The 16,622-nt window shown below is 39.2% G+C and carries 14 protein-coding genes; all 14 read right to left on the bottom strand.

The annotated features are described in order from the left end of the window. Window positions 1-30 precede the first annotated feature (30 nt). The 14 genes from ASU02_RS21975 to pth all read right to left on the bottom strand — a co-directional run bounded on the left by ASU02_RS21975 (window position 31) and on the right by pth (window position 16,535). Entirely contained in the window at window positions 31-1,014 is a 984-nt protein-coding gene (locus ASU02_RS21975; RefSeq protein WP_057767567.1) for a protein kinase domain-containing protein, read from the bottom strand. Beyond that, window positions 983-1,735, bottom strand: a complete 753-nt coding sequence (locus ASU02_RS21970) for a vWA domain-containing protein (RefSeq protein WP_082631893.1) — start codon at window positions 1,733-1,735, stop codon at window positions 983-985. The genes ASU02_RS21975 and ASU02_RS21970 overlap by 32 nt, the downstream gene beginning before the upstream one ends. A gap of 306 nt (window positions 1,736-2,041) precedes the next feature. After that, a complete protein-coding gene (gene spoIIE / locus ASU02_RS21965; protein ID WP_057767565.1) occupies window positions 2,042-4,528 on the bottom strand; it encodes a stage II sporulation protein E in 2,487 nt (828 codons plus the stop codon). A gap of 445 nt (window positions 4,529-4,973) precedes the next feature. Next, on the bottom strand, window positions 4,974-5,432 hold the full coding sequence (locus ASU02_RS21960; RefSeq protein WP_053479367.1) for a S1 domain-containing RNA-binding protein: 459 nt from the start codon (window positions 5,430-5,432) through the stop codon (window positions 4,974-4,976). 87 nt (window positions 5,433-5,519) lie between these two features. Then, entirely contained in the window at window positions 5,520-5,927 is a 408-nt protein-coding gene (locus tag ASU02_RS21955) for an FtsB family cell division protein (RefSeq protein WP_057767564.1), read from the bottom strand. A gap of 13 nt (window positions 5,928-5,940) precedes the next feature. Next, window positions 5,941-6,573: a spore cortex biosynthesis protein YabQ gene (yabQ, locus tag ASU02_RS21950; RefSeq protein WP_057767563.1), complete on the bottom strand. Its 633-nt coding sequence runs from the start codon at window positions 6,571-6,573 to the stop codon at window positions 5,941-5,943. Next, window positions 6,570-6,875: a sporulation protein YabP gene (yabP, locus tag ASU02_RS21945; protein WP_057767562.1), complete on the bottom strand. Its 306-nt coding sequence runs from the start codon at window positions 6,873-6,875 to the stop codon at window positions 6,570-6,572. The genes yabQ and yabP overlap by 4 nt, the downstream gene beginning before the upstream one ends. 220 nt (window positions 6,876-7,095) lie before the next feature. Continuing rightward, window positions 7,096-7,362 (bottom strand): RNA-binding S4 domain-containing protein, encoded by a 267-nt coding sequence (locus tag ASU02_RS21940; protein WP_057767561.1) that lies wholly within the window; start codon window positions 7,360-7,362, stop codon window positions 7,096-7,098. Window positions 7,363-7,378: 16 nt separating this feature from the next. After that, the gene (gene yabN, locus ASU02_RS21935) at window positions 7,379-8,836 is read right to left on the bottom strand and encodes a bifunctional methyltransferase/pyrophosphohydrolase YabN (protein WP_057767582.1); all 1,458 of its coding nucleotides are present in this window, start codon (window positions 8,834-8,836) and stop codon (window positions 7,379-7,381) included. A gap of 15 nt (window positions 8,837-8,851) precedes the next feature. After that, window positions 8,852-10,453, bottom strand: coding sequence for a putative polysaccharide biosynthesis protein (locus ASU02_RS21930; protein WP_057767560.1), 1,602 nt, complete (start codon window positions 10,451-10,453; stop codon window positions 8,852-8,854). Between the two features lie 503 nt (window positions 10,454-10,956). Further along, window positions 10,957-11,493, bottom strand: coding sequence for a stage V sporulation protein T (gene spoVT, locus ASU02_RS21925; protein WP_057767559.1), 537 nt, complete (start codon window positions 11,491-11,493; stop codon window positions 10,957-10,959). A gap of 274 nt (window positions 11,494-11,767) precedes the next feature. Continuing rightward, a complete protein-coding gene (mfd, locus tag ASU02_RS21920) occupies window positions 11,768-15,298 on the bottom strand; it encodes a transcription-repair coupling factor (protein WP_057767558.1) in 3,531 nt (1,176 codons plus the stop codon). A gap of 265 nt (window positions 15,299-15,563) precedes the next feature. After that, window positions 15,564-15,794, bottom strand: coding sequence for an anti-sigma-F factor Fin family protein (locus ASU02_RS21915; RefSeq protein WP_057767557.1), 231 nt, complete (start codon window positions 15,792-15,794; stop codon window positions 15,564-15,566). Window positions 15,795-15,974: 180 nt separating this feature from the next. Further along, window positions 15,975-16,535 (bottom strand): aminoacyl-tRNA hydrolase, encoded by a 561-nt coding sequence (pth, locus tag ASU02_RS21910; protein WP_057767556.1) that lies wholly within the window; start codon window positions 16,533-16,535, stop codon window positions 15,975-15,977. Window positions 16,536-16,622 lie beyond the last annotated feature (87 nt).

Here is a 16,622-nt window from a genome sequence, read left to right as displayed (position 1 = left end):
TGACTTGGGTGAAACTAATCATTTAATTTTTTATGTTAATTGACCATAAATATAGAACATATAGAGAAGAGAAATAATAATAAAAATTAAGGCGGTTTCAAAAAGACCTCTTTTTTTCTTTTTCTTAGTATACGTTTGCCTGCTTACACTTTTATTCGATTGTCTTGTTTGAGTCTGTCTTCTCTTAGGATCGCGCGTTTTATGATCTGGCTGGGGCTGATTGAACTGCAGCATCGTCGTCCTCATTTCCTTCGCACTTGAAAAGTTCCCTTTTAAAGCTTGCAGTAAGGTGCTTTCATATTTTTTGAGCTCATCTTTTCCCTTAATCATGGCCTCCAGCTGTTTAAGATCACCAGAGGTTTTATTGAACCGCTTTGGATAAGAGATATTAATAAGAATCATGGCGACAGCAAAAAGATCGTAGCTCGGATCAGCCTTCCTTGATCCAAGGCCCCAATATCCCCTATCAAAGAATTCTGTGAACTCCTTTATTGCCCTTCCTTGAATGGTCGTTCCCCCGACATCAATACAGCGTATTCGGGCAGGCGGCCCTGTTACGATCAAATTATCAGGCTTCAGATCCCCAAACACCCAGCCATTTTTATGAAGTGTATGCAAATCGTTTAAAAGCTGTAATATAAGCACCTCTGTCCATACTTGCCCGTTTTGCTGAATAAAGGTTAATAAATCTGGCCCTTGGATATATTCCATTACATAAAAGGAGATTTGCCCTCCCCTTTGCTGCCAGTCATCAACATCAAGCAAAGAAGGCCCGAGGGCAGACCCTTGGACCTTTGCAAAGGATTTTAGAACATTCACTTCACTCGTAACGGACATTCCATTATCGCTCATTTTCAGCGCAACCGTCTGATTGCGAAATTGTGCTAAATAGACAATGCCATTGGCCCCAAATCCTAATTCCTTTATAATTTTATATTGATTATGGTGCCACTTTCCCTCTATTAGTGTTCCTGGCTTTACATTAAACTGATTCTTCAAAGAATGATTCATCATCACGAGAGAACAGACTCCTTAATGATCGTTTTTTCTTAAAATAAGTTAATGCCTCACGAATAGCGGGACCAGTTGGGGTGATTCCGCCAGTTGTTAATTTACCAAATATACTTGTGAGCGAACCAAGATTCGGTGTCCAATCCAAAACCTTTTCGACTTCTTTCCTTCTGGCTGGAAAAACAAACACGCTAAAATGATTATCACCTGAACGGGCATTTAAACTTAATGATAGATCCAGCAAGGCTTCTTTTACAGTTGGAAGCTTCTCTTTCATACTCGCACTCATATCCACTAGTATGAGTACTTCCAGCTCAACGGTTTCACCAAGCTCATCTACAACCTCCATCACTTCTCCCCTTTGATCTGGCGGGAGGTCCTCCACTTTTTTGTTGCCACCTAGAATTTGCTGCAGCTCCCGATTAACAACTCCCTGCAACGTTTGTGTCATTGCCTTTCTCGTAACCATTTGAACGGTTTGTGATAGTTGCTTTGCATAAACAACCTGACTAACGCCTCCGCCAGACATCGCGATACCCTCGATTTCATTCATTCCTTTTTCATCAATGATATCATGTTCCATCACACCGATAACATTCACCGTAATCCCTTGTTCTTTGGCTAACGCTGCCATTGCAATTGGATCCTCTCCTTGATTCGAGCAGCCGTCCGTAATTAATAAAATCTGCTTCAATGTTCCAGTTTTCATAAAACGCCCCTCCATTTTCAAAAAGGATAATGTTTTGCTTCTTTAAGTTAGACATCTGTCCAGCTCCAGCGCCTAGCCCCGACGTATAGAACGCACAAGTGTCGACTCGAGTCATAAGCCAAATCACTTCGAAAATCAGGATTTCCTACGTAATTCGTCTTGTGCTTGTCGGGGCTGAACACTAAGGAAAGCTTCCCTGAGTGATCTTCGCAGCAACAATTTGCCTCTTGATTGTTCCGAAGGCGCTTCCGCATTTCATTTCCATTTTCGACCGGTAAGAAGGGAAATATACATATATTATTAGCTATTAGGTTAAATTAACTAATTAGCCATTTTTCTAATTTTATGAACTGGAATGCTGGTCCACTTCGGTGTATTGTGCTTGACCTTTGCAACAATGACCGTCATATCATCTTCAATAAAGCCAGATCTTGAACGAATAACCTCTTCCATAATCAAATCGGCTACAGCCTGAGGGTCCTCCGTTTTCAATTCCATAATTTTTCTTTTCATCCATAAATCAAAATTTTCGACATGCTTTGGTCCCTCAAAGATGCCATCACTCATCATAATTAATAAATCCCCTGCTTTTAGCTGTTCACTGACAACGTCTACTTCAAACTCTTGGATAATTCCCATTGGAAGGTTACTAGCCTGTATTTTTATTACCTTGTCCCCTCTTTTAATAAAACTTGGTGTCGAACCAATCTTCAGAAATTCTGCGCCCGCATTTTGGAGGTCAATCATCGCTAAATCTAATGTTGAGAAAATCTCATCAGTTGTGCGCAGGGATAAAACAGAATTTACCGACTTAATTGCCACCTTTTCCTCTATCCCTGATTGCAAGATCTTTTGAAGCAGCTGAAGTGTCTCTTTACTCTCCACATGTGCCCGTTCTCCGTTCCCCATCCCATCACTAATAGCAATGGCATACTTTCCACAGCCCAGCTCCATCGTAGAATAACTGTCACCGGAAAGAAATCCCCCGTCCTTTGCTGCATGCGCAACCGCACTTTCAACGGTAAAGGCTTTAGACGAACGGAAAGTTACATGGCAGAAACCATTAGGAAAGGTTGAACAGTCCTCTGAACTGACAACAATGGATTCTCCGAGGATATCCGAAAGCATCGGCGCAATCAGTTTCTCACATTCTCTATGCCCGTTGCAGTAGGGAATAGTCATATCAATATCAACATTTCTCTGTTCCAGACTGTATATCTCCACTTGTTCAATTTGAATACCAAACTCTTGTAATGCTTCTAAAATAAGCTCTTCCTGTTTATGATGATTTTCTCTTTCCCTTTGAATTTCCTTTGCGAAATCACCCATCACCTCTGATACACCTAGTAATTGCTCAGCTACCAATCTTCTGCTTTCCTGTACCTGCTTCTTTAGCTTTTGATTCGCATGGTAAAAGGTTAATTCCTGCTGGATTGTATCTGTTACCTTCTTCGACCGCGTACAATGTTTTTCCCACTCTCGTGATAGCTTAGGCGATAAATCGCCATGATTATATTCCATTTCATTCATAATTTCTTTCATGTAGTCATATGTTGTATCAAAGTTTCTTGTCCAGCAATGATCCTTCTTAAAGCATGTTTGGCATGTTTTTTCGGTTACATTGCTTAGAAAATAATCTAACTCACGCGCTCCTTCATCCTCTTCCCATTCTGATGGCTTATCATAGGATGAAAAGCTTTTTGAAAGGGCTTGAAATACGTTTGAGAATTGTGCCACTCTTTGAGCTGTAACATCTCGCATTTTGCGCATATATTGCTGCTGTTCTGCAGCATGTTCAGTTGTGCCTGGAATATGTTTCGCTAACTTCGTTAATAACGCTTGAGGTGTAAAAATAAACAGGAAAATAGCTGCCGCTGTCTCTAAGAGAGTTTTATAGAGAGTGCCTCCTCCTTCACCATACATCCCTATTAAGAGAGTGGCTATCAAAAGACCTGCCGACACACCTATCTTTCTTCCGTCTTTTAATAGACCCCCTAGCAGACCAGCAAAAGCTAGCAAACTCATATGATAGAAACTTGTTATATTGGCAAGACTAAATATTAAGCCTGTTACAACGCCTACCGTAGAGCCTACTGTTGCACCGGCAACAAAGGCAAATAATACCACTAAATATCTTGACATAATATGCTCGATGGATAACCCATAAACAGTCCAGCCAATCGTTCCAGTCATGACGGTAGCCAGCATAATAATTAGGCAAACGATCTCCTCTATCTTTAACGATTGCTTTCGCTTGTTAACAGACAATAATGGGAGACTTTGAACAAAAATCAGTGTAAGGATAAAACCTAAGCTTGCTTCAACACCAGCCATCATTCCATCAAAAAGCGCAAGCTGCTTCGTTACTATAAAGGCTTCTAGTAGCTTTCCTGTAATGATTGTAAAAAACACAAAAAACGGCAATGCCTTTATCTCGTTAGTAAGCCATTTTTTTGCTATTCGATAGGCAAGCAAAAATAAAAAGCTAATCCCAAATGCAGATACAGCATGAGGGATGGATAAGGTTGCAGCTCCAGCGATCAATCCTATAAGAGCGATCGGTGCCTTTTCCTTTCTTAAAAAGTAAACAGCTGCGAAGAAAGGGAGGCTAAAAGGTGTTAGCTGGGCTAAAATCAGCGCTCTTCCAAGTAAAAAACCGATCAATAAAAGGAGATAGCCCTTTTTAAGAAAAATAGTCTCACACATCTGCTGAAATTTATTTAATCCTTTTGTAAACTCCCATTTAGGTTTAGTAAAATTCACTTCTCCAAGCGGTTGGACTACATTCCTTTCTACACTATTTGCCATTTAACTACACTCCCCACTTTTTATCGTTGCAAATCATTATAAGTTTGAAATGGAAAGAAGTTTGTCAAAATGGTGGACAAGGCTGTTTTTTTCGTTCGACTAATTTCACTGAAATACCTAATAAGTAAACAAAATGATCGAATGATTCACCCGCCTATTCCAATTTTTTAAATCTTTAAAGGCTTTTGAGGGGTGAAAAAACGAAATTGGCTGTTTCATTTGCCTTTATACTAAAAAGATTGACGAAATGATCGTTTTAGATGCGACATAATCCTATAAAAAATTCATTCATATGCTAGGGAAACGAATATAAACTATTTATATATCTAAACGCAGCGATTTTTGACAAAAAAAAGACAAGTCTATATTAGACTTGTCTTTAACCTATGGGAATAATAAACGATAAACCCTGCTATTTATAAATATATATCAATTAAGCAGCAAGTTACCCTCGTCTAGCGCCTCTTCCCCCACGCTTTGATTCAGTATTGCGTTTTAAAGATGATAAACGATCCTCACTATCCTTTAAGAAACGAGCCATTTTAGATTCAAAGTTTTCTCGGGAAGGACGATTATCATTTGATCTGCCTTGACGTGGACGTTGAGAATGTGAATGTCCCCTTGACTCTCTTCTGTCGCCTCTTTCAGGACGCTCTGTTCTTTCAGGCCGGTCTTTAGCTTTTTTAATGGATAAACCGATCTTTCCATCCTTTTCGACATTAATGACTTTAACCTCTACTTGGTCACCGACCTTAAGGTGTTCATTAATATCCTTAACATAATTGTCTGCAACTTCACTAATGTGTACCAGACCTGTTGAGCCTTCCGGTAACTCCACAAACGCTCCGAAATTTGTAATTCCTGTTACCTTACCCTGTAACTTGCTGCCCACTTCGATTGACATAAAAAGATATTGCCTCCTTGAGTTATATAAAAAAATCAAACTTACTATATATTATACAGAATATGAAAAAAGAGTTCAATACAAGGTCTAATTAGTTGATTTTCCCTTTTTGTCATCTTTTTCCTTATTATCAGGGATATTGAAAATGACTTCCCCATTTTCGGAAAGGAAATAATCCTTCCTTGCAAGCTTTGAGATGTATTCATCATCATTCAATTTCACGATTTCTTCTTCTAGCATCACTTCTTTTTTCTTTAGTAAGGCTAACTCTTGATCAAGTTTCTTTTTTTCTGCCCTTTTCTCATCCAGAACAGAGGATTGCGAAACGAGTGTAGAGATCATGAAAACAAAAAGGACAGCTGCACCTATAAAAAATACGGATAATCTTCTATAAAGACGTTTTCTTTTCATATTCACATTAATCTCAGCTACTTCTTGCTGTTTTGCATAGCTTGTCTGTATTTTGGCTACATTTCTTTTCTTGATGGCACCCACTTCGCACCCTCCCTTACTTTTTATTTTTATTCCACCTAGATATCCATCTAAGGAAGTAATTCTTTATTTGTTTAATAATTCCTGCCATTCTATTATAAATCTTATCGACTGTTTTTTTAATATGTTTCGGCAAAAGTTTCCAAATTAGCAAAAAAATCCACTTTACAGGCAGTAAAATGAGTTTCAATATTAATAATACTAGTTTTAATACTGCTTTTAACAGTGAAAAAAGACCCTTTCCTAATAAAATAAATAAAGAAATGATCGCAACAACTAATGCACGAATCGGTTTATAAATAACAAAATGAAATAATTTCAACAAAAAGCGGTAAAAATTGATGATCATTGTAATAAAGATTTCTAGCAAACGAAGGTAGATTCCCTTAAATAAACTCTGGTAGGCTGCAAATCCGCATAAAAGGGCAAGAAATACATACCCTCTTAGTTCCCCCTTATTAGCTAAAAACAAAATGTAAAAAATCGCCAGCCCTTGTACAATCCAAAAGAGGATATCGTTTATAAAGACGATTAGTCTGTTTCGCTCTGTCCGCTTTAAAAAACGATTATATGTATCAAGGGCAGCGCCAAAGACACAGCCCATGCCAACCATAGCTAGCATAGTGATAAATTGGGTTGATAATGTCATCGGAATAACTTGCTAAAGAACCCTTTAGCCTTATCTCCATGCTGATCATCCAGATAGACGAGATCAAAGATTTTTCCCTTAATCGAAACAACCCCTTTATCTACATCTAAATTCTTCATTTGCAGATTCTGGCCTTTTATCGCTAGAAAACCCATAACTGTATCTAACAGAAACTCTTCATTATCGAAGCTTTCAACCTGCTTAACTCCAGTAATATCTAACAGCCTTCTGCTTCGCATGATGACATCATGTTCCTGGACATTTGTCTTCGGTGTTGAATTTGTCTCGTAATATTGACTCATTCGTTCATCCCTCACATTCACAAAGTACAAGCTTTTTGTACATATTTATGAATGAATGAAATGAAATAGAACAACGAAATGCGGAGGGGGCTTGATCAGGGGCGACAAGCATAAGACAAATCGGCAGGAAGGTTGTTCTTTAACCTTCTTGACGAGTTGGCTTATGACCTCGAGACCCTAGCCACCGCAGCTGGACAATTCGAAATGCGGAGGTGCCTGCTTAGCCTTCCGATTCTACCTTCTCTTCTTTTATAATCGTATACATTTCTGGAGCATCTTCTTTTCTTGTTGTTTCCTGTATACGATCAATTTTCACAGTCACTAATTTTTGGCCGAAGCGAACAACTAATTCATCTCCAACCTTCACGGTTGTACTCGCTTTGGCCTGCTGTCCATTAACCGAAATACGCCCCTGATCAGACACCTCTTTCGCTAGCGTTCTTCTTTTAATTAACCGTGACACTTTTAAGAATTTATCTAATCTCATGACAACGCTCCTCTATTTATAGACCTTTTTCTTTTGCTTCATCCCAAAATTGGTCGAGATTCTCTAATTCGAACTCTTCGAATGGCTTTCCGCTTTTCTTTACCTTTTTTTCCACATATGAAAAGCGGCGTTTAAATTTTTGGTTTGTCTGGTATAATGCCTCTTCTGGATCAATATTGTAAAATCTAGCTATATTAACAAAGGCAAAGAGAATATCACCGAACTCATTTGACATTTTATCACTATTATTCTCTGCTTCTAATTCAAATTCGCGTATCTCCTCTTTTACTTTCTCCCAAGCTGGTCCTACTTCCTTCCAATCGAAGCCAACTTTTGCTACTTTCTTTTGAATTTCCGCAGCTGCCATTAAATTAGGAAGAGACTTTCCTACTTGATCAAGAATAGACTTATCTTCTATTCCCTTTTCTTCTTTTTTAATAGCCTGCCAATTCTTCAAAACATCTTCTTCGGTTTCTGCTGTTGTATGCCCAAATACATGCGGATGACGGCGAACCATTTTTTCGGATAACCTTTCAATGACATCATCTATAGTGAAAAAACCATCATCCTCCCCAATTTGTGCATGCAAGAGAACTTGAAGGAGGACATCACCAAGCTCTTCTATCATATGATCAATATCTTCTTCATTTATCGCCTCTATAAGTTCATATGCCTCTTCTATTAAATACCTTTTTAAAGATTCATGTGTTTGCTTTTTATCCCATGGACAGCCATCGGGCCCACGTAATTCAGCAATAATGTGACGCAGCTTTGAAAACTGTTTATATAAAATAGATTCATCATTGACTGGCGGGATATAAACAGAAGTTAAGTTATTTATTTCCATTTCCCGATCCAGTTCATACAATGGAACCTTTTGAATCCGTTCGGACTGGCTTCCTGCAGCAGTCACAATATATATTTCATAGTCATATGGGAGGATATCCATAAGTGTAAGCTTTACTTCTGAAGCAACAAATTGATCATACACCTGACCAATAATTAAATGCTGTTTCACTTCCATTTCATCCTTTTTCAGGCTTGTGCCATCAAGAAGCTGGAAACCATCAATGGGGTCAATTTTTAACGCTTGAAACAGGGAATCAAGGAAGCTTTGTCCACCGCCAACTTCTATGTCCACACCTCTTTCAGGTGCTTTTTCGAGTAAAAGCTGTACAGTTTGTTCAGCTACAAGAGGATGGCCAGGCACTGCATAAGTAATATCCCCCTTCGATAAAGCTTCATCAAGAAGGGAATAACAAATTTCCTCATATACCGCTTGAAATTGATCATGCTTTTCATAAACAGAATCAAAAGATGTAAACACCAATCCCTCTTTTTCCAGCTCATTCACAACTGGATGCTCCTTCGTACGCAAAAAAAGTGGTTCCGCTTTCTTTAATGCACGGTACACACCAAGTGGAAGCTGATCCAAATCTCCTGCTCCAAGCCCGAGTATACGAATTTTTTTCATCTGCATCTTCAACTCCTATTTCTTTTTTGGCAGAAAAAACAATAGCTTGCTTCCAAACGGCAGCATGGCAAGTTCCTCCTCTTTAAAGGTGCTCCCTTTTAAAACAATCCATAAATAGACTGCTGCTCCTACAATTACAGCACTTACAGATTGAAAGCTTGCAAACAGACGATCATGATTAAAGGCTGGGAAAAGACCCGTAACATATATATAAATCTTTAAAACGATCACCATGACAAGTGCAGCTGCACCTACAACAAAGGAAAAACGTATGCTTAAAATAGATGTTTTTAATAACACTCGAAGCCTGTATAACAATAAAGCCATGACCATACCTAATGTTAGACAGGATGCAAACGCTGCACCCATAGTATCAAACAACGGAACAAAGATCATATTCAAACCATATTTCACGCCAAACCCGCAAAGAATTACACAAGCAGGGAAAAGAAAATTGCCTAACCCCTGCAGAATAGCCGTTGTGGTAATGATTATGGACATAAATAAAATCAGCAAACATAATACCGCAAGGACCTCAGACCCCTCATTATTTTCAAACAGCATTTGATTAGTAGGTTTAATAATACTCCATAAGCCAAATGTAGCACCTACTCCAACGAACAAGCCAATTTGAAGAGCAAGGCGGATTTTATCATGCATATATCTCATTTGTTCTTTCAAATTTTCACTCGTAATCATCGGAACGAGAGTTAGAGACATGGAAGTTGCAACTACCGTCCCTAGCTGTATTAGCGGCTGTCCTCGGTCATAAATCCCCTTTAATTCCTTTGCCCCTTCACTAGTAAATCCGGAAGAAAGAAGAATGGAATATAAGTTCAATGAATCAGCCATTTGGATAAAAACGAGCAGCATGCTGCTTATACAAACAGCGAGGCCTTGAAATATAAGTGCACTTGCTATCTTCCTGCTCTCTATCCAATCCATTTTCTCAATTGAGAATAATGCCCGTCTTCTTCTATTCCAATAAAATGCTCCCAATAGGAGAATAGCTGTAATTCCACCGGTCACCGAACCTAGAACGGCCCCGCTTCCAACTATGTATAGGCTATATCCCTTTGTTGTCAGAATCCACGCTGTGAGTAAAATAGTTAGCACACGAACAAACTGTTCTCCAACCTGAGAAACTGCTGTCGGAACCATGTTGCCAGTTCCTTGGAAATACCCTCTAAGAACAGACACAATCGGAAAAATTAGAAACACAACTGAAATTATTCGCAGCAAACGCGCAAGACCTGGGTCACCCATCAATGCAGCAAGCCATTCTGCTCCCCAATAAAGGATTGAAAATCCAGAGAGACCAATTAGCATTAATATAAATGCAGAGATGGCAAATAAATGGTGGACTCCACTTCTCCCCTTCTTCACTGCCTGCTCTGCATGAAGCTTAGAGATAATAACAGGAAACCCACTCGTAGCTAATACTAGCGCAGCCCCATAGAAAGGATACACCTGCTGATAAATATAGAACCCAACATCTCCTACTATATTCTGAAACGGCACGCGATACATCGCACTTAATACTTTAGTAATCAAGGCAGCAATCGTTAAAATAAGCGCTCCTTTAAATAGATCTCGAGAATCCTTTTCGGGCCTCATAAGCCCAACTCCTCCCAAAACACATAGCAATAATTCAGAAGTATTATAACACAGAAATGTGGAGGCGACTGTTCAGCCCCGACTAGCATAAGACGAGCCGGGTAGAAGGTTGTTCTTTAACCTTCTGGCCGGATTGGCTTATGACCTCGAGGGGCTAGGAGCCGCAGCTAGACAACACAGAAATGTGGAGGCGACTGTTCAGCCCCGACAAGCTTAAGACGAACTGGCTGGAAGGTTTTTTTTACCTTCTAGCCAGTTTGGCTTAAGACCTCAAGGGGTTAGGAGCCGCAGCTAGACAACACAGAAATGCTGAGGTGACTGTTCAGCACCGACTAGCATAAGACAAGGCTGTCTAGCAAGGTTGTTCTTTTATCCCCGCTAGACAGATCGTCTCAGCTTTAATTGCTGAGCCTGTCTGAAAAAAGAAAAAAGGCAGCATTTCGCTACCCCTTTTTCAAAAATATTCTTTTGCAAATTCTTGCGTTAGGATTCTGGAGTATTTCTTAAGATTCCATTTGTCTTGCTAAGAAGCTCGCAGCGGTTTCTACTGCTTTCTGTTCTACATCACCTAAGGATCCTTCTTTTGCATAAATAATTACTGCACCAATTGGATCTCCATTTGCAATAATCGGACCAATTGTATAAGCGGTTAAATCCTCTGAATTTCCCTCAACCAAGGAGATATTACCTGACTGGTTCATAATAACCGAACTGCGTTCTTCCATGGTTTTCTCAACTAGTTCGCTAATACTTTTGTTTAAATATTCCTTCTTCGAACCGCCCGCAACAGCAATATACGTATCTCTGTCGCAAATTAATACTGGATTGCCAAGACTGTCATATAATGCTTCTGCATACTCCTTCGCAAAATCGCTAAGCTCACTGATTGGTGAATATTTCTTTAGAATCACTTCTCCATCACGATCTACAAAAATTTCGAGAGGATCCCCTTCACGAATACGCAATGTTCTGCGTATTTCCTTAGGAATAACCACACGACCTAAATCATCGATTCGACGAACAATACCAGTTGCCTTCATCTAATGTTGCCTCACTTTCATCTGATGATTTTGAAAAGCGTTTGCGCTAGACAGCAGTCTAACTTAAAACTCAGCTGCTTTTCCTTTAGCAATGCCTTAATTGGGAGAAAATGAATGCATCGCCATGTTTGAACTTAGTATCTTTCATCTGGAAAGTTATATACACGCTCAATTATTTTTTTCTCATGCAGGTGTGGCAATAACCAGAATTGGTTAAACATCACAGTAAGTTCTCTTTTTTAAATACCCTTATCCTAAGCAATTAAAACATTTTCTATGAAGTCGTCTGCTCCTCTTTTCTTGATCCATATAAGCCACGGACAACTTCAAAGGCAATATTCAACCAATCTCTTGTTTTCATTCCTTTAACATAAAGAACAGCCTTAAGCTTTTTCCCATCCATTCCAAGACCAACTGTACGTCCATATTTACTTGTTACTTCAAAGATCTTCTGACCATCAATTTGAGAACTTGCCTTTTCAGATAATAGAATTAAAACCTCATTCTTAGCTTGCTTAATCGTTTCGATACCAACCATTTCTCCATAAACCTTCATTTCAGTCATTTGGAATAAATAGGATACTTCATCCGGATACTCACCAAACCGATCTAGCATTTCTTCATTTAACTCCTCCAGATCTTCTAATGAAGAAGCGCCTCTAAATCGTTTATACATTTCAATCTTTTGATGACCGTCATGAATATAAGCATCAGGAAGATAGGCATCCACCTCAAGGTCCACTTCTGTTCGCTGTTTAATTTCCTCATTCATATTGCCTTTTCGATCTTCTATTGCTTCTTTTAACATTTGCGAGTATAAATCAAAACCAACTGAATCGATGAAGCCATGCTGTTCAGCACCTAGCAGATTTCCTGCTCCTCTAATCGATAAATCACGCATAGCAATCTTAAATCCAGACCCTAGCTCTGTAAATTCCTTAATAGCTTGAAGTCGTTTTTCTGCCACTTCTGTTAAAACTTTATCCTTACGATAGGTGAAATAGGCATAGGCTACCCGATTCGAACGGCCAACTCTTCCTCTAAGCTGATAAAGCTGGGAAAGTCCCATTTTATCAGCATCATGAACGATCAAGGTATTCACATTTGGAATATCAACACCCGTTTCAATAATTGTCGTGCTCACAAGAACATCCGATTCTCCCGCCAGAAAGCTCAGCATGACAGATTCCAGTTCATTTTCTGTCATTTTGCCGTGTGCATAGGTCACTTTCGCATCTGGTACAAGCATAGAAATTTCTTCCGCTTTTCTTTCAATATCCTCAACTCGGTTATAGAGAAAGTACACTTGGCCATCTCTCGCAAGTTCTCTTTCAATCGCTTCGCGGACAATCCCGCCATTATATTCCATGACGTATGTCTGAATCGGAAAACGATTTTCTGGTGGTGTCTCAATAACAGAAAGGTCACGCACACCCAGCATGGACATGTGAAGAGTCCTAGGAATTGGAGTTGCTGTAAGCGTTAATACATCCACATTCGTCTTCAGCTGTTTAATTTTTTCCTTATGCGTCACACCGAAGCGCTGCTCTTCATCGACAATTAATAGCCCTAAATCTCGGTAGGAAATATCCTTTGATAAAATCCTGTGCGTACCAACAACAACGTCAACTGCACCAGACTTCAGCCCTTTAATTGTTTCTGTTTGCTGCTTTCTTGATCGAAAACGGCTTAAGAGACCAATTTCAATCGGAAAGTCCTGAAACCTCTCCCTCATAGTTTCATAATGCTGCTGGGCAAGAATCGTTGTTGGAACAAGGATAGCCACTTGTTTTCCATCAGCAATTGCTTTAAAGGCTGCACGGATAGCCACCTCTGTTTTTCCATAACCGACATCTCCGCAAAGCAATCGGTCCATCGGCCGCTCTCTTTCCATATCCCGTTTTATCTCATGGATTGAACGGAGCTGGTCCTCTGTTTCTTGATAAGCAAATGCCGATTCAAATTCTCTTTGCATTTCTCCATCTGGACTAAAGGCATGTCCTTTCGAGGCTTCTCTTTCCGCATAAAGCTTAATTAGATCATCCGCAATATCTTGAACAGAGGATTCAACTTTCTTCTTAACCCGTTTCCAGTCATTCCCACCCAATTTATATATTTTTGGCTCTTTTGCCTCAGAGCCTACATATTTTTGAATTAGATCAATTTGCTCGACAGGAACATATAACTTATCACTGCCTTGATAGCGTATATGAAGATAGTCTTTATGAACACCATTAATTACCAGTGTTTCAATCCCTAAATATTTCCCGATTCCATGATTCACATGGACAACATAATCGCCAACTTTTAATTCCGAATAGCTTTTAATCCGTTCAGCATTTGATAGCTTTTGGCGACGAGGCTGTTTTTTGGTCCGTTTATTAAAAAGCTCTTCTTCCGTAATCACGGCAAGCTTTTGTATTGGCAATTCAAATCCCGTCTGAAGATTTCCTTCCACGATTTGAACCCTTCCAAGAAGGAGCGGCTGTTTCTCATCTATAAACAGCGTATCAATTTCATAATCTTCTAACACTCTTTGAAGCTTCCTTACCCGCTCTTCCCCAGGACCTACAAGAACAACCGTATAATTTGCCTTTTTCCATCGTTCCAGTTCGCCTTTTAACACATTCATCTGCCCGTGGAAATTCTGCATTTGCTTGCACGTTACATTAATAATATTTTCAGGACTCGTATTCGGGACATGTCTTAAAAACAAGGACATATATATAACAGGCTGTTTCTTCTTATTTAAAAACCCTCGTAAATTATGAGATATTTTCACATCATGAATAATTTGGCCTTCACTTAATAGACTCGTATACCATTCTGCTTCTTCCTTCTCCAATGAGTCATTCATCTCTTGGACACGACTAATTTCATCAATAACAATAAGACCATTCTCTGGAAGGTAGTCTACTAAACTATTTCTTTCCTCATATGCGAAGGAGAGATACTTGAATAGTTGATCAGGTTTATTGCCCATTTTTAATTGTTCTAACTCAAAACCAACATTCTGTGCTAACAGGGCCTTTGCCTTTTCATCTTTTATCTTTTTAAGGCTGGATCCTAATCCTTTTTCAAGCTTTTCAATGATTTTACTAAAATGATCAGCTTGTAAGGGATATTCGGTAGCAGGTCCGATTGTCACTTCTGATAGTTTCTCTTTTGAACGCTGATCCTCCAATGAAAAGGAACGAATCGAATCTACTTCCGTATCAAATAATTCAATCCGGATAGGGTCTGGTTCCGTTAAAGGATAAATATCAATTATTCCACCCCTAATACTAAATTCGCCCGGGGATGAAACCATTCCAACCCTTGTATATCCCATTTGAACAAATTGCAGGAATTGATCTTCTAAAAGTTCATCTCCTACTTTTAATGTTAATTGGCAAGCTTTCCATAGCGATGCGGGTGGAAGGATTTTTCTCAACCCTGCCATTGGGGCAATTAAAATTCCATTCCTACTATTGCTCCAATAGTTTAAAACTTCTATTCGCTGTGCCTTTAATTCTGGACTAGCAATGCTAATTTCTGCAGCGATCAATTCATTAGCTGGATATAAAAATACTTCCGATTCCCCAGCTAAATTAACAATATCCTCATATAATTTCTGTGCTTGAAGCAGGTTATGTGTAACAACAAGCATTGGCTTTCGTGTCTGTTCATAAACAGATGCTAGAAAAAGTGTACGAGCAGAACCGGATAAGCCAGATATTAGCTGCTCCCTCAGTCCTTCTTTTATGCCAGACAAGACGGACCTTACATCATCTTGCTGACTAATTATATGTTTTAGCCCTATCATGGCTACCCTCCAATCTGAAATGCGGAAGCGGCTTGGTCAGACCCGACTAGCATAAGACAAGATGGCTGGAAGGCTGGTCTTTAACCTTCTAGACAGGTTGGCTTATTACCCCAGCTAAGAGGGGTCAGGCGCTGGAGATAAACAGTTATCGAAAATCAAAATGCTAAACTTTGTATATCTGAAATGTCCAAGCTGCTTCTGCCTTCACCGACAATTCGCAATAATTAGAAATAGAAAAACGCTTTGGATGTTAGTCCAAAGCCTATTATTGAATCAAAAAATCATGTTCGTGATAATCCGGATTGCGCTCTAACAATTCATGACAATCCTCGCATATTGCCTTTACTTGAAGATCTCCTGAAAGATCATATGAGATCATTTCCTGACGTTCTGATTGATTTAATAGATGAAACCCTAGAGAGTCCGTGCTTATTGCTGTATTTTCAATTGTTCCTATCTTCACTCCACAATGACGGCAATGATAATGTATCGCCATGCATGTCCCTCCCTGCAAAACAGTTCAATACTATTAGTATGAACGCTATAAGAGGAACTTATTCAATGTAGCTAGACAATCCGACATGCGGAAGCACTTAATTTCAAGTTTGCTCTTCTTTGATGATTCTTAAATAAAAAGATATATTATTTTATGATACTAATAAAAAAATATGATGGATTACTGATTATATTCATTCATGATATGTAAAAACGGCTTGGACATCCAATCCTCACAGGCATTTGCGCATTTTAGAATAACCTCACCCAATATTTCCTGCTCTTCTTTCGAAAATCTTCCTAAAACATAGTCCGGAACCTTCATTCCGCTTGGGGGTCTGTCAATCCCTACTCTTATTCTGTTAAACTCTTGTGTTCCCAAATGAGCAATGGTTGACTTTATTCCATTATGACCGCCGGCACTGCCCTTTTGCCGCAATCTAATCTTCCCAACCGGCAAATCTAAATCATCATAAATAACAACAAGCTCTTCATCTTCTATTTGAAAATAGTCCATTAGAGCGGCAATAGATTCCCCTGATAAATTCATATAGGTAAGAGGCTTTAACAGGTATACTTTCTCTCCCTGTACATGGCCAACACCATAGATACCTTGAAACTTCGCCTGGTTTAACGGAATATTCAAACGATCGGAAAGTGCATCAATTACCTCAAATCCAATATTATGCCTTGTCTTTTCATACTGCTTTCCGGGGTTTCCCAGTCCAACAATTAGTTTCATTTTCCCACCATCTTTATATATATTGCCTAAAAAGAAGGGGCTGACCAATAAATTCGGACCAGTCCCTTTCTTTCGGGCAAGGCATTA

This window comes from Cytobacillus praedii, from assembly GCF_001439605.1.
Classification (GTDB): Bacteria; Bacillota; Bacilli; order Bacillales; family Cytobacillaceae; genus Cytobacillus; species Cytobacillus praedii.
This window is presented reverse-complemented; position numbering and strand designations above follow the sequence as displayed.

What these genes read in the sequence shown, in the direction of transcription:
- ASU02_RS21975 (WP_057767567.1), bottom strand. Translation starts at nt 1,014, where the DNA reads ATGATGAATCATTCTTTGAAGAATCAGTTTAATGTAAAGCCAGGAACA.
- ASU02_RS21970 (WP_082631893.1), bottom strand. Translation starts at nt 1,735, where the DNA reads ATGGAGGGGCGTTTTATGAAAACTGGAACATTGAAGCAGATTTTATTA.
- spoIIE (WP_057767565.1), bottom strand. Translation starts at nt 4,528, where the DNA reads ATGGCAAATAGTGTAGAAAGGAATGTAGTCCAACCGCTTGGAGAAGTG.
- ASU02_RS21960 (WP_053479367.1), bottom strand. Translation starts at nt 5,432, where the DNA reads ATGTCAATCGAAGTGGGCAGCAAGTTACAGGGTAAGGTAACAGGAATT.
- yabQ (WP_057767563.1), bottom strand. Translation starts at nt 6,573, where the DNA reads ATGACATTATCAACCCAATTTATCACTATGCTAGCTATGGTTGGCATG.
- yabP (WP_057767562.1), bottom strand. Translation starts at nt 6,875, where the DNA reads ATGAGTCAATATTACGAGACAAATTCAACACCGAAGACAAATGTCCAG.
- ASU02_RS21940 (WP_057767561.1), bottom strand. Translation starts at nt 7,362, where the DNA reads ATGAGATTAGATAAATTCTTAAAAGTGTCACGGTTAATTAAAAGAAGA.
- yabN (WP_057767582.1), bottom strand. Translation starts at nt 8,836, where the DNA reads ATGAAAAAAATTCGTATACTCGGGCTTGGAGCAGGAGATTTGGATCAG.
- ASU02_RS21930 (WP_057767560.1), bottom strand. Translation starts at nt 10,453, where the DNA reads ATGAGGCCCGAAAAGGATTCTCGAGATCTATTTAAAGGAGCGCTTATT.
- spoVT (WP_057767559.1), bottom strand. Translation starts at nt 11,493, where the DNA reads ATGAAGGCAACTGGTATTGTTCGTCGAATCGATGATTTAGGTCGTGTG.
- mfd (WP_057767558.1), bottom strand. Translation starts at nt 15,298, where the DNA reads ATGATAGGGCTAAAACATATAATTAGTCAGCAAGATGATGTAAGGTCC.
- ASU02_RS21915 (WP_057767557.1), bottom strand. Translation starts at nt 15,794, where the DNA reads ATGGCGATACATTATCATTGCCGTCATTGTGGAGTGAAGATAGGAACA.
- pth (WP_057767556.1), bottom strand. Translation starts at nt 16,535, where the DNA reads ATGAAACTAATTGTTGGACTGGGAAACCCCGGAAAGCAGTATGAAAAG.